Origin of the sequence: Chryseobacterium caseinilyticum, assembly GCF_014837145.1 — a bacterium.
GTDB lineage: Bacteria > Bacteroidota > Bacteroidia > Flavobacteriales > Weeksellaceae > Chryseobacterium > Chryseobacterium caseinilyticum.
The window spans coordinates 102,718-121,854 of the sequence record NZ_JACYFS010000009.1 but is presented as its reverse complement, the minus strand read 5'-3'; the positions used below and the strand labels follow the sequence as shown (position 1 = coordinate 121,854).

18 protein-coding genes are annotated in these 19,137 nt (G+C 35.8%); 2 read left to right on the top strand and 16 right to left on the bottom strand.

The features are described from left to right. Positions 1 to 159 precede the first annotated feature (159 nt). The 7 genes from IC610_RS18915 to IC610_RS18885 all read right to left on the bottom strand — a co-directional run bounded on the left by IC610_RS18915 (position 160) and on the right by IC610_RS18885 (position 6,660). Positions 160 to 1,104, bottom strand: coding sequence for a transketolase family protein (locus IC610_RS18915; protein ID WP_191738255.1), 945 nt, complete (start codon positions 1,102 to 1,104; stop codon positions 160 to 162). 87 nt (positions 1,105 to 1,191) lie between these two features. Beyond that, positions 1,192 to 2,043, bottom strand: coding sequence for a transketolase (locus IC610_RS18910; protein ID WP_191738253.1), 852 nt, complete (start codon positions 2,041 to 2,043; stop codon positions 1,192 to 1,194). A gap of 425 nt (positions 2,044 to 2,468) precedes the next feature. Further along, entirely contained in the window at positions 2,469 to 3,359 is an 891-nt protein-coding gene (locus IC610_RS18905; protein ID WP_191738251.1) for a hypothetical protein, read from the bottom strand. A gap of 41 nt (positions 3,360 to 3,400) precedes the next feature. Next, a complete protein-coding gene (locus IC610_RS18900; protein ID WP_191738249.1) occupies positions 3,401 to 4,975 on the bottom strand; it encodes a sodium:solute symporter in 1,575 nt (524 codons plus the stop codon). A gap of 280 nt (positions 4,976 to 5,255) precedes the next feature. Continuing rightward, entirely contained in the window at positions 5,256 to 5,537 is a 282-nt protein-coding gene (locus IC610_RS18895; RefSeq protein ID WP_185113748.1) for a GNAT family N-acetyltransferase, read from the bottom strand. A 1-nt stretch (position 5,538) separates the two neighbouring features. Then, entirely contained in the window at positions 5,539 to 5,937 is a 399-nt protein-coding gene (locus tag IC610_RS18890; RefSeq protein ID WP_191738247.1) for an OsmC family protein, read from the bottom strand. A 192-nt stretch (positions 5,938 to 6,129) separates the two neighbouring features. Next, positions 6,130 to 6,660, bottom strand: a complete 531-nt coding sequence (locus IC610_RS18885; protein ID WP_191738245.1) for an NADPH-dependent FMN reductase — start codon at positions 6,658 to 6,660, stop codon at positions 6,130 to 6,132. 305 nt (positions 6,661 to 6,965) lie between these two features. On the opposite strand from IC610_RS18885, the gene IC610_RS18880 reads away from it, so the two are divergent. Then, on the top strand, positions 6,966 to 7,379 hold the full coding sequence (locus IC610_RS18880) for a hypothetical protein (protein ID WP_191738243.1): 414 nt from the start codon (positions 6,966 to 6,968) through the stop codon (positions 7,377 to 7,379). 58 nt (positions 7,380 to 7,437) lie between these two features. Here the strand turns inward: IC610_RS18880 and IC610_RS18875 are convergent, their stop codons facing one another. The 9 genes from IC610_RS18875 to IC610_RS18835 all read right to left on the bottom strand — a co-directional run bounded on the left by IC610_RS18875 (position 7,438) and on the right by IC610_RS18835 (position 18,075). After that, a complete protein-coding gene (locus IC610_RS18875) occupies positions 7,438 to 8,337 on the bottom strand; it encodes a pirin family protein (protein WP_191738268.1) in 900 nt (299 codons plus the stop codon). 100 nt (positions 8,338 to 8,437) lie between these two features. Beyond that, positions 8,438 to 8,755: a GNAT family N-acetyltransferase gene (locus tag IC610_RS18870; RefSeq protein WP_191738241.1), complete on the bottom strand. Its 318-nt coding sequence runs from the start codon at positions 8,753 to 8,755 to the stop codon at positions 8,438 to 8,440. An 86-nt stretch (positions 8,756 to 8,841) separates the two neighbouring features. Continuing rightward, the gene (locus tag IC610_RS18865) at positions 8,842 to 10,245 is read right to left on the bottom strand and encodes an MFS transporter (protein WP_191738239.1); all 1,404 of its coding nucleotides are present in this window, start codon (positions 10,243 to 10,245) and stop codon (positions 8,842 to 8,844) included. Positions 10,246 to 10,333: 88 nt separating this feature from the next. Next, the gene (locus IC610_RS18860) at positions 10,334 to 11,149 is read right to left on the bottom strand and encodes a hypothetical protein (protein WP_056084627.1); all 816 of its coding nucleotides are present in this window, start codon (positions 11,147 to 11,149) and stop codon (positions 10,334 to 10,336) included. A gap of 163 nt (positions 11,150 to 11,312) precedes the next feature. Next, the gene (locus IC610_RS18855) at positions 11,313 to 12,380 is read right to left on the bottom strand and encodes an agmatine deiminase family protein (protein WP_191738237.1); all 1,068 of its coding nucleotides are present in this window, start codon (positions 12,378 to 12,380) and stop codon (positions 11,313 to 11,315) included. 26 nt (positions 12,381 to 12,406) lie between these two features. Then, complete coding sequence (locus IC610_RS18850; RefSeq protein WP_191738235.1) at positions 12,407 to 13,423, bottom strand: PDDEXK nuclease domain-containing protein; 1,017 nt, start codon at positions 13,421 to 13,423, stop codon at positions 12,407 to 12,409. 21 nt (positions 13,424 to 13,444) lie between these two features. Further along, positions 13,445 to 14,320: a carbon-nitrogen hydrolase gene (locus tag IC610_RS18845; protein ID WP_191738233.1), complete on the bottom strand. Its 876-nt coding sequence runs from the start codon at positions 14,318 to 14,320 to the stop codon at positions 13,445 to 13,447. A 96-nt stretch (positions 14,321 to 14,416) separates the two neighbouring features. Then, entirely contained in the window at positions 14,417 to 16,087 is a 1,671-nt protein-coding gene (gene asnB, locus IC610_RS18840; protein WP_191738231.1) for an asparagine synthase B, read from the bottom strand. Between the two features lie 323 nt (positions 16,088 to 16,410). After that, positions 16,411 to 18,075 (bottom strand): GLPGLI family protein, encoded by a 1,665-nt coding sequence (locus tag IC610_RS18835; RefSeq protein ID WP_191738229.1) that lies wholly within the window; start codon positions 18,073 to 18,075, stop codon positions 16,411 to 16,413. Positions 18,076 to 18,293: 218 nt separating this feature from the next. Between IC610_RS18835 and IC610_RS18830 the strand changes: the two genes are divergently transcribed. Further along, a complete protein-coding gene (locus IC610_RS18830; protein WP_191738227.1) occupies positions 18,294 to 19,133 on the top strand; it encodes a hypothetical protein in 840 nt (279 codons plus the stop codon). Positions 19,134 to 19,137: the final 4 nt, after the last annotated feature.

Below are 19,137 nucleotides of genomic sequence, written 5' to 3'. Positions count from 1 at the left end.
AAAAAAAACACTTCTAAAAAAAATAAAGAGCTTATTACGGATTATTCAATCACATAATAAGCTCTTATTTTTAATCCATTTTAAAAGGATAAACTAAAATCCATGAGGTTTTTCAGTGGCCTCATTTTTTGACCTCCTTTTTTATGCTGAAAATTAGTTTTAAGCTAAAATTTTCTTCACTGCTTCAATAACAGCAGCAGAATCGATTTTATATTTTTTCATTAATTCGGCAGGAGTTGCAGATTCTCCGAAAGTATCGTTAACGGCTACAAATTCCTGTCTTGTAGGTCTTTTTCTTGCCAACATTCCGGCAACAGATTCACCTAAACCACCAAGGTAGTTGTGCTCTTCGGCAGTTACGATTTTACCTGTTTTCTCAACAGATTTTAAGATGATCTCCTCGTCTAACGGTTTAATTGTGTGGATATTGATTACTTCACAAGAGATTCCTTCTTTTTCAAGCTCTTCTGCGGCAACCAAAGATTCCCAAACCAGGTGACCCGTTGCAACAATCGTTACGTCGGTTCCTTCCTGTAAAAGAATACCTTTTCCAATCTCGAAAGGCATGTCTTCAGGAATAAATACAGGAACTACAGGTCTTCCAAATCTTAAATAAACCGGACCTTCAAAATCAGCAATCGCTAAAGTTGCCGCCTTAGTCTGGTTGTAGTCGCAAGTGTTGATTACGGTCATTCCCGGAAGCATTTTCATCATTCCTATGTCTTCCAAAACCTGGTGTGTCGCACCATCTTCTCCCAAAGTAAGACCTGCGTGAGAAGCACATATTTTTACGTTTTTGTTAGAGTAAGCAATCGACTGACGGATCTGGTCATACACTCTTGAAGTAGAGAAGTTGGCAAAAGTTCCTGTAAAAGGAATTTTTCCTGTGATGCTCAAACCTGCAGCAAGCCCCATCATATTTGCTTCAGCGATACCCACCTGATAGAATCTTTCAGGAGCTTTTTCGATGAATTTTTCCATTTTCAACGATCCTATAAGGTCTGCACAAAGCGCTACAACATTAGGGTTTTTGTCAGCCAATTCTGCCAATCCGGCTCCGAATCCTGAACGTGTATCTTTTTTTTCTGTATATGTATATTTCATGTGAAGTTTAAATTTATGATTGATAAATGATGTTTGATAATTGATACAAGTGAGAAATCATTTATCAATTATCACTGATCATTCATGTTAGTAATCTGCCGGAGCTTCTAAGTATAACTGTTTGAAAGCGGTATCCAACTGCTCATCACTTGGAGCTTTACCGTGCCATGCATGCGTTCCCATCATATAGTCTACTCCATTACCCATAATGGTGTGAAGGATGATTACCACTGGTTTTCCTTTTCCTGTTTCGGCTTTTGCTCTTTCAAGAATAGCGATTACGGCTTCAAGATCGTTACCATTTTTTTCTTCCAGAACCGTCCATCCGAAAGCTTCCAGTTTTGCATGAAGATTTCCCAGTGAAAGTACATTGTCTGTACTTCCGTCAATCTGCTGACCATTGTAATCGATCGTTGAAATAATATTATCTACCTTGTTTCCGGCTGCATACATAAAAGCTTCCCAAACCTGACCTTCCTGCAACTCTCCGTCTCCGTGAAGTGAGTAAACCAAAGAAGTATCGCCATCTAATTTTTTTCCCTGTGCAACACCAAGAGCAACAGAAAGTCCCTGTCCGAGAGATCCCGAGGCAACTCTGATTCCTTCAAGGCCTTCGTGAGTTGTTGGGTGACCCTGTAATCTTGAGTCCAGTTTTCTGAAAGTTTTCAGTTCATCTACAGGAAAGAATCCAAATCTTGCCAAAGTAGAATAGAAAACAGGCGAAATATGTCCGTTTGACAGATAGAAATGGTCTTCATTTTTACCTTCCATGGTGAATGGTAATTTGTAGTTCAGAATTTTACCGTAAAGTGCAGTAAAATATTCTGTACAGCCTAAACTTCCGCCGGGATGACCTGAATTTACAGCATGAACCATTCTCAAAATGTCTCTTCTGATTTGTGTTGTAAGAGATTTCAGCTCTTCAATACTTTTACTCATATATTAGGATTTATTATTAGAATTGATTGTATGCGAATTTACAATTTTTTACCGGCTTACGGAAATTGAAAAATCCGGAGTATAAGTTCCGGATTTTGTTGAATTTTGAAAGAGATTTTTATGTTTACTAAACCTTGAAGGTTTGAAAATTTATATTGTTATTTTACTACCGCAGCCCGACTTGAGTGGAGCTCTTTTTGTAAGCGAGGGAAAAGCTCAGGCACAAAAAAGCGGGAGCCCTTCGGCAAACTCAGGATAAATTCAGGCGGAAAAGCTGACCATATATTTTTAAAACCTTGTGTTTTTAAAGTTACGAGTGACTAATTTTTTATTTTTATCAATAGAATCGGGCTTTAGCCCGATTTCATTTTTTGACGTATTGTGTTGGCTTTAGCCAAAACTTAAGAAATTTAATCATTATTTTTTTAATAATTACATCTGAATTCGGCTATTTTAGGATAATTTTTTTCGTTATAAGTGTAAGTAAATGTTTTAGTTTCATACGATTGAGGAATATCATTTACAAAATGCCTCTTAGAGTATTTCGTGTAATTATTTTGTGAATACCGAATGAAAATATAATCTTCAAATGGAACTTGTAAATCTTTAAAAGGATTTTTATATGAGTCGTAATCTCCATATTCAGTAATTGTTTTACTAATGTAATTTGGTACAGAAACAGAACTGGAAACTTTAGTGACAGATAGAACGTTGTCATTTGCTCCGTACACTACGGTTGTGATTTCATTTAGATCTAAAATATTATTACTGTCATAATGCTTACCTATAACTGATGTTATTTTGTTATCAGTGTAGCTGTACTCATATTTCCATTTTGAACTTAAGTTATCTGCAATATTAGTAGTAACACGATCTATTGCCACTAATTTTCCATTTGTATAGGATAAGTATTCTATCAGTTGAATATTATAAATGTTCGGCTGTTCCACTATTTTAATGGGCAGATTACTGGTGCTATAAATAATTTCGGTTGTGCTTTTTATTTGTGTTGTAAGCGGTTCAGAAACGTTACCCTGAATAATATCAAAATCTAATTTTTTAATAATATCATTTTGTGAATTATAAATAAACTCTGAAGTGAATAATTCCTGACCATATAATGGGACGACAACGGGATTGAATTTTGTAATAAAACATTTCTTCTCAGTTTCAATTTCGTCATTTGATGAGTTGTCGCAAGAGTATATGCTGAATAATATTAAAAATATATAAATTGATCTTTTCATAAAATTAAAGTCATATGTAAGTTTTACGTATAATTTGTCTGTGATTTCTCCGGATTTCAAACTGAACAAAACTTATTCGTAAATGAAAAATTGCTAACTAAATATTTTAATTAAACCAACTTCAGATAATTCTTATTCTTCACCAAATATAGTCCAACAAACGTCAGCAAACCATTCAGAATAATTAATTCCACACCAATCCTATAATCAGTATACGCAGTCACCAAATAATTAATAATATACGTAAGAACCGGTGCCAAAAGCGTCACGGCAAGAATAGAATATTTTGTTGAGATTTTAAATTTGGTAAAGATTCCGAAAGCAAATAAGCCTAAAAGTGGTCCGTAGGTGTAACCTGCAATTTCCATAATGAGGTAAACAATGGATTTGTCATTCATCGCTTTGAAAACCATGATCAGGATGAAAAACACCACCGTAAATGTCAGGTGAATTTTCATACGGAGATGTTTTTTCTGCTTTTCTGTTCGTGTTTTGTCTTCATTTAAATTTAAAAGATCAACACAGTATGAACTGGTAACTGCCGTCAAAGCACCATCCGCAGATGGGAAGAGTGCGGAAATCAATCCAATAATGAAAATTACAGCAATCGTCATCGGGAAATAACCGTTAAGTGACAACGCCGGGAACAGGTCATCGCCCATAATATTTTTCACGTTTCCTGCAGCATCTTTGAATCCGAAAACATTGGATACCACTTCTTTTCCATCCACAATACTTGTAACTTCCGAGTATCCCGCACCGTTTTGCAAAGCAAAAAGATAAAGCAATCCGCCTAAAAACAGGAATGCCAGATTTACAAATAGCAGCGTTCCTGCGAAAGTCATCATATTTTTCTTGGAGTTTTTCAGATTGTCTACAGAGATGTTTTTCTGCATCATTTCCTGATCAAGTCCCGTCATTGCGATGGTAATAAAGATTCCGCCGAGAATGGTTTTGAGGAAGAAAGTTTTGGAATTGGGATCAAGATTGATAAAATGCGTATAATTTTTCTGTTCTAAAACCGTGTAGGCTTCACCAAAAGAAAGATTTAGATTGGATAAAATATAAACGATACACGCAATTAAACTGATGATCATAAACGAAGTCTGCAGAGTATCGGTAATAACAATCGTTTTTACGCCACCTTCAAATGTGTACAGAAGAACCATCAATAAAAGCACTGCAGCCGTCACCCAAAACGGAACGCCTAGACCTTCCAGTAAAAATATCTGCAAAACATTTACCACAAGATACAATCTCGCCGTAGCACCAATCGCTCTTGAAACAATGAAGAATACGGAACCGATTTTGTGTGCTTCAACGTTGAATCTTTTACCTAAATAGGTGTAAATCGAGGTCAGATTCATTTTATAATAGAGTGGGAGAAGTACTGCCGCGACAATGAAATATCCGATGAAAAAGCCGATCACCATCATGTAATATTCGAATCCGCCGAAAATATATTCGCTTCCGGTCATTTTTCCGACAGTTCCCGGTACGGAAATGAATGTCACACCGCTTAAGCTGGTTCCGATCATCCCGAAGGCGACGAGCCACCATTTGCTTTTTTTGTTACCGATGAAAAACGATTGATTATCAGAGTTACGGCTGGTAAAATAGGAAATTACCAAAAGTCCTACAAAATAAACAAATACAAACAGCAAAAGTACAGTTCCCGGATTCATGCTTTAATTTAAATTTCAGCAAATATAGTTTTTTTTGGGAAGCGGAAGCGGTGTGATGGAAGATGGAAGTCGTGTCTCGCAAATTTCACGGATTTACACAGATCCTTCATGGAGTTATTCAGTGGAATAAAAAACCACGAATGCACGAATATTTTCTAAATTATTTAGTTAAAATTCGTGCATTTGTGGCAATTTTAAAAAAAAAAGTATTCTCAATCATCTGAGAAATCTGTGCGGTCTGTGGGAATAATTTCCAGCATCCCACATCCAACACCGAGCCTTACAACACATCCTGCAAATCCTCGTTCTTTTGGAAAGTTGCTTTCGCAAACGGGCACAGAGGAATAATTTTTTTGCTGTTTTCTCTGGCAAATTCTACAGCTTTGATCAGCATTTCCTTTCCAACGCCTTTTCCGTTGTAAGCTTCTTCCACTTCGGTGTGATCGATGATAAAGCGGTCTTCTCCTGCCCATGTGTAGGTCATTAATCCTGCTTTCTGTCCGTCAATTGAAGCTTCGAAGCTTCCGTGTTTTTTGTCGTCGTTTTGTTTTACTTCTATCATATTATGAAAATTTGGTTTGAATTTCTATTTCGTTAAGTAATATTTTGTGTACCGGACATGCATCCGCAATGGCGTGAAGTCTTTTCAGCTGTTCTTCACTCAGTTCACTTCCTTCAAAACTAATGTTTCTTTTAAAAACTGCCAATTTTGTGAGCGGAAAATTTTCCAGTTCTACTTCTACATCTATGTTTTCTACGTTCCATTCTTTTCTGTCGATGTACATTCTTAAAGTTGCTGCGGTACAGCTCGCCAAAGAAGTTGCGAGAATTTCGAAAGGATTAAAACCCTTGTTTTGTCCGCCTTTGTCGGTGGGTTCATCGGTGATTAATCTGTTTTCACCAGCGATCACTTCCGTGTAATATTTTGTTTTGCCTAAGCTTGCTTTTACGGTTACAGCCATGGGTTTTTATAAGTAATGAGTTATGTGTAATGAGTAATTTTATGATTGATAATTGATGAAAGTCTTCCGCAGATTTCAGAGATTTTTGTTCTAATATTACTGATGTTTTCAAACAGCTCTTGTAACTTTTGACTACGTCGATATAACATTCATCGACTGTAAGGAGATAATCTTCGATTTATGGTTTAATTTTTAAGCAATTTGATTTTTAAAACTTTCAATTTTTTCGTTTAAATCTTTCAGTATTTCAGGATTGATCACACCTGTTTCTAAATCAAAATTTTCGTAAAATTTAGACAAAGAAAAAGTTTCCTTCACATCAGCTGCAAACTGTGGGAAGAATGTTTTTGCTGTATTCATTACGTTTCCGCCACCGTATCCTCCAGGCGAAGTGCTCATCAAAAGCATAGGTTTATTCTGAAAAACTTTTACATTAATTCTCGAAGCCCAGTCAAAAATATTTTTAAATGCCGCTGAATATGAACGGTTGTGCTCTGCTAGCGAACAGATAATCACATCACATTCTTCAATTTGTTTTAAAAATTGATGGGCCTCATCCGGAAAGCCATTTTTCTCACGGTCAATCGAGAAAACGGGCATGTCGAAATCATTGAGATCTATTAAATTAATTTGATCTTCAGGAAAACTTTTAAGAACAAATTTTACAAGTTCTCTGTTAATCGACGTGGAAGATGTACTTCCTGCAAATGCTAATATTTTCATCTGTTATTTTATTTGGATTTTTTGTTTGAGTTAGGTAAATATAGAAAAATTGATTTTAAAACATCTTCATCAAACTTCATACTTTTAATTTCAATTTTCATAATTAGTTATTTTTAAATTTAAATCAATTATAAATAAATTATATTGAAAATGAGGCAGTAATATATAAATATGAAAGATTTTTAAATTATCATTTTTATTTAAATTAAGTATAAATATTGATTATTTAACATATTTTAATACCTTATTGTTAAATTATTCACAAATAAATATATATTTGTAGCGATTTTAAATATTACAATATTATGAAGAAAATTATTTTATCATTAGGTGCAGTCGCACTAATCAGTATGACATCTTGTGAAAAAAAAGAAGCAGTAAAAACGGACACTACACCGACTGAAAATACAGCTTCAACTAACAGCACAACTACAAATGAAAGCTCGTCTACAAAAGCTCCGAAAAGTGTGATGGGAGTAGAAGTTCCTAGATTCAGCAACCCTGAAGCTCAGAAGTTTGCGGATGAATATGCTGCATTTATGGCAGAAGCATCTGAAGTTAGTAAATCTGGCGATGCTGCAAAAATGCAGGAATTCAGCAAGAAAACTCAGGAGTGGGCTACAAAGCAGGCAGAAATGGCTTCAAAAATGACTCCGGAAGACGCTAAACTTTGGTCTGATTTTGCAATGAAAATTTCTCAGGCTCAAATGCCGAAATAATTTTTGATTTCAAAAAGAAGTTATAAGCCACTTTACAGAAAAGTGGCTTTTCTTTTACTTATTTTCTGTTTAAAATAGATTTCGGCAACGGAACAAATTCTTTATCATCTCCCGGAACTAGAGGAAATGCAGCGTAGTTCTGATCCTGCCAGTTTACTTTTGCCTCCTCAATTTTTTCCCTGTCTGAATGCACGAAATTCCAGAAAATATGTCTTTCTTCAGGGAATGGCTCGCCTCCAAAAAGATAAATTGTTGTGTTTTCATTAATTTCAAATTCACAAAGCGAAGCATTTTTAGCGATTAACAACTGTTTGGTTCCGTATTCCTGCCCTTCAATATTTACAGTTCCTTCCAAAACATACATTCCCACTTCGCCGAAAAGGTGTTGTCCGATATTGAGTTTTTGTTTTGTCTTGCTTTTAATTTCGACAAAGTAGAGCGGACTGTGAACGGGAACTGCAGATTTTTTTCCGAAAGCTTCGCCCGCAATCAGTTTGTAACTTGTATCACCTTCCGTCCAGGTCGGTATTTCATCTGCTTCAATATGGAAAAATGAGGGTTCGGTGTTTTCCATTTCTTTTGGCAATCCAATCCAGATCTGGAAACCATGAAGAAACTGTGGTGAATTTCTAAGATATTCGGGAGTTCTTTCGGAATGTACAACGCCTTTTCCTGAAGTCATCCAGTTTACGGCTCCAGGCTTTATTTCTGCCGCAGAACCCAGACTGTCTCGGTGAAAAATAGAACCTTCGAAAAGATAAGTCAGAGTTGAAAGCCCGATGTGCGGATGTGGCGGAACATCAAGGTTTTGATAATCTTTAAGCTCAGCGGGTCCCATGTGATCGATAAAAACAAACGGTCCAACTGCTCTTTTTTCACGGAACGGCAAAAGTCTGCCGACTAAAAAATTGCCTATATCTGCAGCTTTCTCTTCGACGATCAGGCCTATATTTGACATCATAATATTTGAGTTTAGTTTAAATTGAATTAAAGTTTTGAAAATAAATATAGTTGTTTTTCAGCAAAAATCATAAAACATATTTTGTCGGAATGATGAGTTACAGTCTGTCGTAGCTCTCAAATCTTTCATCCACAATACGTTTCCAGTCTTTATTTTTTTTGATGAATGCAAAAACGTAAGGACAGAAAGGAAGTAGTTTTTTACCGCTTTCTTCAATATAAATTAATGTTTTTTCAACGACGGCAGCGGCAGCTCCGGTTCCGGCCAGTTCGGGTTCGGCTTCTGTGTGAATTAAGGCGATTTGCTGACTTGTTTCTTTATAATCAATAAATGCGAAGTGACCGTTTAATTCGATTTCGAATCTTTTCTTATCTTCATTTTTTACTAAGTCAATGTTTTCAAATTCTGCTTTCATAATTTTATTTTTTGATTGAAACAAAGCTAACAATTGAATATAAATCCGACATTGATGTGTGATAAGTTTTGAATTTTAAAGAAATTTTATTCTTTTGAATTCATATTTCTGCCGTCTGACACATGAAGTCTTCTGAAAACCAAACTTGAGAGAATTGTTAAAGCTCCTACAGTCAGAAAAGTATAGCGGAAAGCGTTGTGAGTTTCATGAAGAATGAGTTCCGGACTGTTTTCGTAAATTTTTAAAACAATTAGACCAAATGCAATCCCGAAACCGATCGCCAATTGCTGGTTCACTGAAATAAGGGAATTCCCGCTGCTGGTCTGGAAATTTCTTAAGTCTGCAATTGAAATCGTGTTCATAGATGTGAACTGAATCGAGTTGAAAAATCCTAAAATAGCGATTACCGGAACGAACCAGAAAATAGAATCATTGATATTGGGAATTGCTAAACAGCAGATTAAAGTTCCGATCACAAAAGTGTTGACCATCAACGTTTTTTTGTAACCGTATTTATTTAAGATCCGGATTACCGATGATTTGCCAAACATTGCAGTTAAGGCCATCGGTGCAATTATCCAACCCGACATTACTGCCGATTGACCGTAAGCAATCTGAATCATTAAGGGAAGCAGAAGCGGAACGGAACTTATTCCTAATCTTGTTGCAAGATTTCCTACGATTCCAACTCTAAATGTGCGAACCTGAAATAGATTTAGTGGAAAAATTGGGTTGTTGCCTCTTTTCGCATGCCTGTAATAATAATACAGAAACAAAAATCCCAGGATGAAAACGAGTAAAACGGGTGTAATATTCTGCATATCGCCAAAAAGTTCCAATGAAACGGAAAGCAGTAAAGAGGCTGCCGCAAAGATCATAAAACCTTTCAAATCAAAATCGGTGTCTCGCGAATTGTAATTCGGCATATACTTTAAACCCAAAACAATTCCTAAAATTCCAATTGGAATATTAATTAGAAAAATCCAGTGCCACGAAAGATAATCGACCATGTACCCTCCCACCAACGGACCTAAAACAGGACCAATCAAAGCAGGAACAATGGCGAAGTTCATAGCTTTTAGCAATTCGTTTCGGTTAAAAGTTTTAATTAAAGCTAATTTCCCAACAGGAGTCATTAAACTTCCGCCAACTCCCTGAACGACTCTTGAAATCACCAAATGCGTGAGATTTTGAGAAAGGGCACAAAACACCGAGCCTAAACTGAAAAGAACCAAAGCAAAAATAAAAACTCTTCTCGTTCCAAAACGGTCTGCCAAAAATCCGCTTGCCGGCATAAAAACGGCCAACGTCAGGACATAACTGATTATGGCGTTCTGCATATTCAGCGGAGATTCATTAAGATCTCTTGCAATTGAGGGTAGAGAAGTATTTAAAATTGTAGAATCCAGCATCTGCATAAAAATAGCAGTTGCTAAAATTAAAGGAAGAACTTTTTTTACGGTTTGGCGTGGAGAAGTTGTAATCGGCATATTTGAGAAATGATTATAAAAGCAATTTTAAAACCATCAATTTATTTAATTAAAAAAGTCCTGCGAATTCTCACAGGACTTTTAAATTTTATTTTCTAACTTTTTCAACGCCGATCCAATCTTCTCCTTCTCTTTTCACCTGGCTTAGTGTGTAGTTTTCGAAGTCGTCGGTTTTGTATTCAATGTTATCTTTGTTTTGCTCAAACGGCATAATGTAATAGAAATCTTTATCTGTTTTATCAGCCTTGCTTCCTTTCTTCATTGTCGGCATATATTTGGTCTCAAATTTATACTTTGGAAGATACTGTTTTACAGAACCGTAAAAAGCTTTGTTACCTTTTTCACTCGGAATAATATCTACAATCTTGAAATCATCTTTCTTCTTGTCGATCCACAGATAGTAGTTTTTTTCTTCTCCAGTCATTCTGTTCATAGACGTAAATCCGAAGAATTCTTTAGGAACAAGTTCCTTGATTTTTTCCGGGTCCACTTTAGTCCAGTATTCTCCTTTTGAAGGGTCTACATAACTTTCTAAGTTGTGAAGCAAAACCTGGTTGTTTGCAAAGTTTTTGTTTTTGAAATACTGATCCAAAGAAAGTTCTGCCTTATCTCTGATTTCTTTACCCTGATCACCGATTTTCTTGGTAGGGTTCTGAGGGTTTACCTTTTTTACAAATTCATATAAAACCACTGGTTTTACGTCTTTTAGGTGAGGATAAGTTTTAAGCTGTTCTGCTTTTACCAGCCAGTAATATTGCTGATAATAGTCTTCTTTTTCCTTATCTTTTACGGTTTTATACTGGAGAGCGAGCTTCTTAGAGTTCAGAAATTTTCCAAATTTACCCTGTCCGAAAGCCATACCCACAGCCAGCAAAGCAAACAAAACACTTACTTTTCTTTTCATTACAAACACAGATTATAGATATAAATATTTTTTAACTTTTCAAATATAATTATTTATTAGATAATAAGTTTAATTATTAGTTAAATTATCAGAATATTATTCATTTCTTTCAAAAAAAGATTGCTAATAAATGCAAACTGAATATTTTTAAACAAATTATATTTTAAGAAACTGCAGGCTCCTGTTGGCTCAGGCAGTGAAAACTTCCCAGTCCCCAGATAATCTCAGTAGAATCTATTCCCACCACTTTTCTCTCTGGAAAGCATTTCTGAATAATCTCCAAAGCTACAGGATCTTTGTCGCAACGGTAGGTTGGAACAATAACGTGATGATTTGAAATATAAAAATTCGCATACGATGCAGGCAATCTCTGGTCTTCCCAAATTACAGGATCTGGCATTGGAAGTTCAATAATATTTAATGGAGTTCCATCCAAAAGCTTCATTTCTTTTAACTGACGGAGGTTGGTCTGAAGAATCTCATAATTATCATCTTCAGGATTGTCTTCCACAACGGTGAGTACAGTATTTTCATTTACGAATCTGATGGTGTCATCGATGTGACCGTCGGTATCGTCTCCTACAATTCCGTCTTCAACCCAGAGAATTTGTTCCTGTCCGTAATAGTTTTTCAGATAATCTTCAATTTCTTCCTGAGAAAGATGTGGGTTTCGGTTTTTATTTAAAAGACATGATTTTGAGGTCAAAATGGTTCCTTTTCCGTTAAATTCCACGCTTCCACCTTCCATAATAATTCCGGGATGAAAAACAGGAATTTCAAATTCTTCCCCAATTTTTGTTGGAATTACATCGTCGAGATCAAATGGCGGATATTTGTTTCCCCACGCATTATAACCCCAGTCAACTATCACTTTTTGCTCTTCCGCGTTGGGATTCACCAAAAAAGCAGGACCATGATCTCTGCACCATGCATCGTTGGTCTCGTTCTGGTAAAATTCAATGTTCTCAATGTTTGCACCGGCCTGCATTACGCAATCCATCGCAAACTTCTGCATTTCATCATCTTTCACGTTGATTCTTACAAACTCGTCCTGAGAAAGTATCTTGATGAATTCAGAATATTTAGGATAGATTTCGTCCAGTTTTCCCGGCCACGATTCTTCTTTGTGAGGCCAGCTCAGCCATGTTGCTTCATGCGGCTCCCATTCTGCAGGGAATCTGTAGCCAAGTTGCTTTGGGGTATTTTTATTACTATTTTTTTCGATATTCATTTTAATTTATTTAAAAAAAAGCGAGATTAGATTTTACTGAAATTTTTCAGTTCGTTTTCTATCTCTTCGATTGTTGGCAGGCTGTTTTTTAACGCATCAGGTAATTTTTTCACAAAACTGATTTCACTGATGCCAATAGGATTTGTAATTCCTCTCAAGGCAAATTCAGCTTCAATGTTCTCTTTGTCTTTGCACAGTAGAATGCCAATAGTGGGGTTGTCTTCAGCCTCTTTAACCAAACTGTCTACAGCTGAAAGATAGAAATTTAGTTTTCCTGTAAATTCGGGCTTAAATGCTGTGTTTTTCAACTCGATAACGATGTAGCATTTTAATTTTGTATGATAAAAAAGAAGATCAAGATAATAGTCTTTTTTTGAAACTTCCAGATGATATTGCGAACCAATAAATGCAAAACCTTTTCCCAACTCCAGTAAAAATTTGGCAATATGTTGTATTAGTTGGTTTTCAATGTCTCTTTCTTTGATATTTTGGTCGAAACTCAAAAAGCTGAAAATATAAGGATCTTTTAAAGTTTGGTTTGCTAAATCGGATAGAGGTTTGGGTAAAGTATTTTCAAAATTATTAACAGATTTTCCCTGTCTTTCAATTAATTTTGTTCTAATCTGAACGTCCAGAACATCACGGCTCCAGTTGTTTTCAACACATTTCTCGGCATACCAAAATCTTAAATTCTGATCTTTTATTTTTTCAATTAAAAGAATGTTGTGACCCCATGGTAATTTTGCCACCAGCTGTGGCAAAATTGGATTGTCTGAATATTCTCGATAAAACGCAAGCATTCGGCCAAGATTTCTTTCAGAAAAACCTTTTAAATTAGGAAATTCTGACTTTAAATCTTTTGCCAACTGAGGAATTACGCCAGAAGACCAGCCCTGCTCGTTTTGTTTTTGGGCGATGTCGTTACCAATATTCCAGTAAAGTGTAATCATTTCAGCATTTACCGACAAGGCAGCTTTTAGCTGAGAACTTAGGATTCTCTGCTTAATTTCTGTGAGTAAATGTGGATAAATGCTGTCTTTCATTTAAATTTAATGAAAATTATATTAATCTTCGTCAATAAATCTTTTGGTAATCGGCTGATAACTGTCGATTCTTCTGTCTCTCAGGAAAGGCCAGTGTTTGCGGATGTAATCGGTTTGTGAAAGATCAAGTTCCGTCACTTCAACCTCTTCTTTGTCGTGAGATCCTAAATACAGAAGTTTTCCCTGTGCGTTGGTAACAAAACTTCCGCCCCAGAATTTCATTGCACCATCCTGCTCAAAACCAACTCTGTTTACAGAAACCACAGGAAGACCATTGGCTACAGAGTGAGAACGCTGAATGGTCTGCCAGGAATTGTACTGGTCTGCGTTCGTTTCGTAATCCTGGTCTGTTGCCCAACCGATTGCGGTAGGATAAAACATGATCTCAGCTCCCATCAATGCAGTAATTCTTGAAGCTTCCGGATACCACTGATCCCAGCAAATCAGAATACCGATTTTTGCAAATTTGGTCTGGAAAACTTTGTACCCTAAATCTCCAGGCGTGAAATAAAATTTCTCATAGTAGGCCGGATCATCCGGAATATGCATTTTTCGGTATTTACCAAGGTAAGTTCCGTCTGCATCGATTACAGCAGTTGTGTTGTGATACAATCCCTGAGTACGTTTTTCAAAAAGAGAAGCGATAATTACTACGCCCAATTCTTTTGCAACAGGTGAAAGTGCATCAGTAGAAGGCCCTGGAATAGCTTCCGCAAGATCAAAATTATCGTAATCTTCCACGTCGCAGAAGTATAGTGAGGTAAATAATTCCTGAAGGCAAACGATTTGAGCACCTTTGGCAGCGGCTTCCCTTACTTTTTCTATTGCGTTATTCAGATTGGTCTGTTTGTCTGCAACACAAGACATCTGAACGGTTCCTATTTTTACTTTAGACATTGGTATCTTTTTTTTACAAAATTAAGATTTAAAATAGAGAATAAAAAATCCCGCAAATAAAATTAGCGGGATATCAGTCATTTAAAAGTTTTAGATTTAATAGGAATCATCGTGTACTGAAATCACAGCTCTTCCGCTTGGGTCGTTCATTTTCTTGAAAGCCTCGTCCCATTCCAACGCGATAGGAGTAGAGCAAGCAACAGAAGGAACAGAAGGAACGGTTGCTGCTGCAGTTTCGCTTGGGAAATGTTCTTCAAAAATAGTCCTGTAGCGGTATTCTTCCTTATTTTGCGGAGTGTTCAGAGGAAATCTGAATTTCGCATTGGTCATCATTTCATCTGACACATATTTTTCGGCAATTTCTTTCAGGTTGTCAATCCAGGAATAGCCAACGCCATCTGAGAACTGTTCTTTTTGTCTCCATGCGATAGATTCTGGTAAAAGATCTTCGAAAGCTTTTCTGAGAACCCATTTTTCAATTTTTCCTTCAGATTTTCTGATCATTTTGTCTTCAGGGTTTACGTTCATGGCAACATCCATAAATTCTTTATCCAGAAACGGAACTCTTCCTTCAATTCCCCAGCTCATCAGCGCTTTATTGGCTCTCAAACAATCATATAAATGAAGTTTTCCTAATTTTCTCACGGTTTCATCGTGGAATTCTTTTGCGTTTGGTGCTTTGTGGAAATACAAATACCCACCAAAAAGTTCATCTGAACCCTCACCCGATAAAACCATTTTTATTCCCATGGATTTAATTACTCTTGCAAGTAAATACATTGGAGTAGAAGCTCTGATGGTTGTCACATCATACGTTTCCAGATGATAAATTACATCACGTACCGCATCAATTCCTTCCTGAACGGTAAAATGAACTTCGTGATGCACACTTCCAATATGGTCTGCAGCTTTTCTGGCAGCTTCCAAATCAGGTGAGCCAACCAGTCCTACTGCGAAACTGTGCAGTCTCGGATACCAGGCTTCCTGAGTATCGTCGCTTTCAACTCTCTGTCTGGCATATTTTGCGGTAACTGCAGAAATAATGGATGAATCTAAGCCTCCGGAAAGTAAAACACCATATGGTACGTCGCTCATCAGCTGTCTGTGAACGGCTTCCTCAAGGCTTTTTCTGATTGCTGCAATATCGGTTGTATTATCTTTCACTGCATCAAAATCTACCCAGTCTCTTTGATACCACTGCTGAAGTTCGCTGCCTTCAAGGCTGAAAACATAATGACCCGGTAAAAAAGTTTCTATGGTTTTGCAAACACCTTCCAAAGCTTTGAGTTCAGAAGCTACATAATAGTTTCCGTTTTTGTCCCAGCCCTGATAGAGCGGGCAAATTCCCATGTGATCTCTTGCAATAAGATAGACGTCATTTTTAATATCATATAAGGAAAAGGCAAAAATCCCGTTGAGTTTTTCAATAAAATCTTTACCGTATTTTTCATAAAGAGCGATGATGACTTCACAATCTGACTCGGTTTGGAACTCGTAATCAGGGAATTCGGTTTTCAGTTCTCTGTGATTGTAAATTTCTCCGTTTACTGCCAATACTATATTTCCGTCTTTCGAAAACAGGGGTTGTTTTCCTGAAGTAGGATCAACAATTGCCAATCTTTCGTGAGAGAAAACAACTTTTTCACTTTGAAACACTCCGCTCCAGTCTGGACCGCGGTGGCGAATCTTTTTTGACATTTCCAGAACCTGTGGTCTGAGGATTTCCGTGTTTTGTTTAGCATCAAACAGGCATACAATTCCGCACATATTTTATTTATTTAAAACAAATGTATCATTATAATTAAATTTCATAAAGTTAAATTGTGAATTGATTAATATTTTTAATTAAAAGATTTGTTTAAGTTAATTAAATTAATATTATCAATTGTTTTTTAATCATTTGGTTAAAATTTTTCATTAAGAAACATTGAAAGCTTTAAAATGAATAAAAATTTTAATTTTTTTAAAAATAATGGTAATTGGGTATTGGTGGTATGAAAAAAAATCACGTACTTTGAACCGAAATAATTTTTTTTCATCATTTGTGTTTTTACCTTCTTGCAAGTCAATTGCAAGGAGGTTTTGTTTTTTTAGCCCTCACCCAAAAGTACTGCCGAAATATTCCAGGCACTGAAACTGCTTCCTTCTGAAGCACCTTGAGGAATCTTAACCTGAATGCGGTGTCTACCGGCTTTTAAATTTCTTAGTTCAATGAATTGAGGATTCGTTACAGTGCCGGGACACCAGTTGGATCTGCTGAGATCAGATGACGAAAGTCCGTCTGCAAAATTTCCGGATGCAGGATTGAAAAGTCTGTAAGATCCACATTCTGACCTCCAGGGAATGAATGAAAAAATCTGTTTTCCATCCACCAGAATTGTATTCGTTTTTGGTATAAATTCATCACCGTTTTCCCATCCTCCGTGTCCGGTTGTTATGTACCGCATGGTAATATTTTTAATTTCTCTATCAAGAGTGAATTCCATCTCCAGGCCTTTTTCACTGCTGAACATGGTAGCATAATCCTGACCTGCCATTTCCATGATATTGATGGTACTGAATACCGGAATCACCATATTGTTTTTGTGAACCTGCTGCGAACTTTTATGAATGGTAATGTCTAAACTCACTTTATGACCGCCTTTGTCGTAATTCCCAATGAATGTTCCCACCCAGATCTCTTTTTCTGAAAGTGCCGGTTTCAGTTCGGTAATATCCTGACGGAATGGGCTAATGGTCTGCCAGTTTTTATCTTTTAACTGAATGTGATTGAATTTATTAATGCCGAAGGACGTGAAAAAACGCATCATTTCTACAGCCGGAAGATAATTTTCTGTTGCGGTAACTCCATAATATTGTTTGCCGTTGCCGTTTTCGAAAAGTGGAAGGGTTTTAACTCCGTTTTGAAGTCCATCGAAAAAGCTTTGTTTTTTGTCTTCAGGGATATAAAAAACGGTTCCGGTTCTGTCGTAAGCATCGCCGTTGGATTGCTGTTTTACTTCAACGAAAATATTTTCGCCTGCGGATATTTTAGGGAATTTTACTTTCTTCAAAATGATTGTTCCGTTGGCAAATCTTTTTATGCTGTCGTTGGATTTCGATTCTTCAGAAAAATTGATTGTTTCATTTTCAAAAACTTTTATCGTGGTAAATTTACTTCTCCAGAGCAAATCTCTGTAGCTTAATAGGTCGGTTTTTGAAGGTTGTTTATTAATAATCTTTTCAATGCCTGTTTTTTTGATTTTTTTGATGGAAACTGCGGTTGTTGCAGAGTTTCCGTTTCTTTCAACCAGAAGAACTAATCCTAAATTCTGTCCGAGACTTGATGGACCTCCTTTAAGTTTTAAATCGTTGGTGTACCAGACTTCAATGGTGTTTGAATTGATTTTTGTCACTGCTTTTTTACAGTTGTAACCAAGAATTTTTTTGGTTTCTGAAGTGATTTCAAATTCCTGTTTAGCGATGGATTCAGAATCTGAAGTGGATACAATTTTATTCTGATTCAAAAATCCGTAGGAAACAATAGTATTGGCTGGCTTTTCGATTTTACTGATTTCAAAAGGATACTCTGTTTTCTGATTTTTAATATTTGTATTGAGAATATAATTTTCGTTTTCACTTACCCAAGCTACTGTTTTAGGCTGATCGGACTGTACTTTTCCGTTGTAGGAACTTTCATATTCGATCTCATAAATCTGAGCATGATTTAAAAATGATAAAAATAAAAAGCAAACTGAGAAAATTGATTTGTGCATGATGTATTAATGGTTTTTACAAAGATAATTTTTAAGTATAATATTTCAATTCACTTCAGTAGATTTACTTTTTAAAATATAAACTATTAAAAGCCGTTCTCAACTAAAACTAAAACATGAAATCATTTTTGACATTAATTTTTCTTTTGATTTACTCGAACTTTTTCTCTGCTAATAAACCTAAAATAAAAATCAAGGACTTTAGTAATGTAAAAACAATGTATATATCAGAATTTAATGTCAATCAAAATATCATCTTAGCAGAGGAGTTAAAAATGGAAATTTTGGGTCAGCTTTCTACAGAGTTGGTTGAAAGGTTGGGGTTCAAAGATACAATTGTTATCGAAAGAAAAACTTATTTGAACCATAATCAGAAAGATCTCTATATCATTGAGAAGAATAATTCTAATTACAAATTATTACTGCTGGGTGAAGGTTCTGTGAAAAAAATGGGCGGAAGCGGAATTGCAGTAAGAATTCAAAGTGCAAAAGTAAATGTTTTAGATGTTTTGAAAATGGTGGAGTATGCTGTCGTTAATTGGAAAACTTTAAATAAGAACTTAGTAAAAACTGATTATTTCCTTTTTGAAGGAGACAAAATTCAAATTTTAGCCAATTCGGAGAAATCTATTTCTGATATAGTTTCGAATAATTCTGTCTTAGTAGACTCTTTGATGCAGAAAGAATTTGTATTATATAAAGACAACAGTAAAATCATTACATGGCAAGACGATGAGTTTATCTTTAAGGAAAATTTGGATAGATATCAACCTGCTCATCTTTACGCACATATAAGTCATGGCGAATTGAAGTTGCAGGATTTTTACTATTACGTCAGAAATGAAATTTATAATTATTTTCTTGTGTTTTCTGACAAAAATACATTCAGTTATTTCGACGGTAATGAAGGACGCACTGCCACAAAAATGGTTATTGAAAAGGGGAGTAGTTTTTATCCCTACATAACGGCAAAAGAGATAATATATGGTAAATTAGTGATTTATGATGACGGAAATTATTTCATTTACAACGTTTATAAAAGACACTTCAAAAAATAGAATA

Coding starts and splice junctions, on each gene's coding strand:
- IC610_RS18885 (WP_191738245.1), bottom strand. CDS start 6,660: ATGAAAATATTAGCATTTGCAGGAAGTACATCTTCCACGTCGATTAAC.
- IC610_RS18850 (WP_191738235.1), bottom strand. CDS start 13,423: ATGAAAGACAGCATTTATCCACATTTACTCACAGAAATTAAGCAGAGA.
- IC610_RS18845 (WP_191738233.1), bottom strand. CDS start 14,320: ATGTCTAAAGTAAAAATAGGAACCGTTCAGATGTCTTGTGTTGCAGAC.
- IC610_RS18895 (WP_185113748.1), bottom strand. CDS start 5,537: ATGATAGAAGTAAAACAAAACGACGACAAAAAACACGGAAGCTTCGAA.
- IC610_RS18900 (WP_191738249.1), bottom strand. CDS start 4,975: ATGAATCCGGGAACTGTACTTTTGCTGTTTGTATTTGTTTATTTTGTA.
- IC610_RS18835 (WP_191738229.1), bottom strand. CDS start 18,075: ATGCACAAATCAATTTTCTCAGTTTGCTTTTTATTTTTATCATTTTTA.
- IC610_RS18860 (WP_056084627.1), bottom strand. CDS start 11,149: ATGAAAAGAAAAGTAAGTGTTTTGTTTGCTTTGCTGGCTGTGGGTATG.
- IC610_RS18865 (WP_191738239.1), bottom strand. CDS start 10,245: ATGCCGATTACAACTTCTCCACGCCAAACCGTAAAAAAAGTTCTTCCT.
- IC610_RS18910 (WP_191738253.1), bottom strand. CDS start 2,043: ATGAGTAAAAGTATTGAAGAGCTGAAATCTCTTACAACACAAATCAGA.
- IC610_RS18880 (WP_191738243.1), top strand. CDS start 6,966: ATGAAGAAAATTATTTTATCATTAGGTGCAGTCGCACTAATCAGTATG.
- IC610_RS18870 (WP_191738241.1), bottom strand. CDS start 8,755: ATGAAAGCAGAATTTGAAAACATTGACTTAGTAAAAAATGAAGATAAG.
- IC610_RS18890 (WP_191738247.1), bottom strand. CDS start 5,937: ATGGCTGTAACCGTAAAAGCAAGCTTAGGCAAAACAAAATATTACACG.
- IC610_RS18855 (WP_191738237.1), bottom strand. CDS start 12,380: ATGAATATCGAAAAAAATAGTAATAAAAATACCCCAAAGCAACTTGGC.
- IC610_RS18875 (WP_191738268.1), bottom strand. CDS start 8,337: ATGTCAAATATAGGCCTGATCGTCGAAGAGAAAGCTGCAGATATAGGC.
- IC610_RS18915 (WP_191738255.1), bottom strand. CDS start 1,104: ATGAAATATACATATACAGAAAAAAAAGATACACGTTCAGGATTCGGA.
- IC610_RS18830 (WP_191738227.1), top strand. CDS start 18,294: ATGTATATATCAGAATTTAATGTCAATCAAAATATCATCTTAGCAGAG.
- asnB (WP_191738231.1), bottom strand. CDS start 16,087: ATGTGCGGAATTGTATGCCTGTTTGATGCTAAACAAAACACGGAAATC.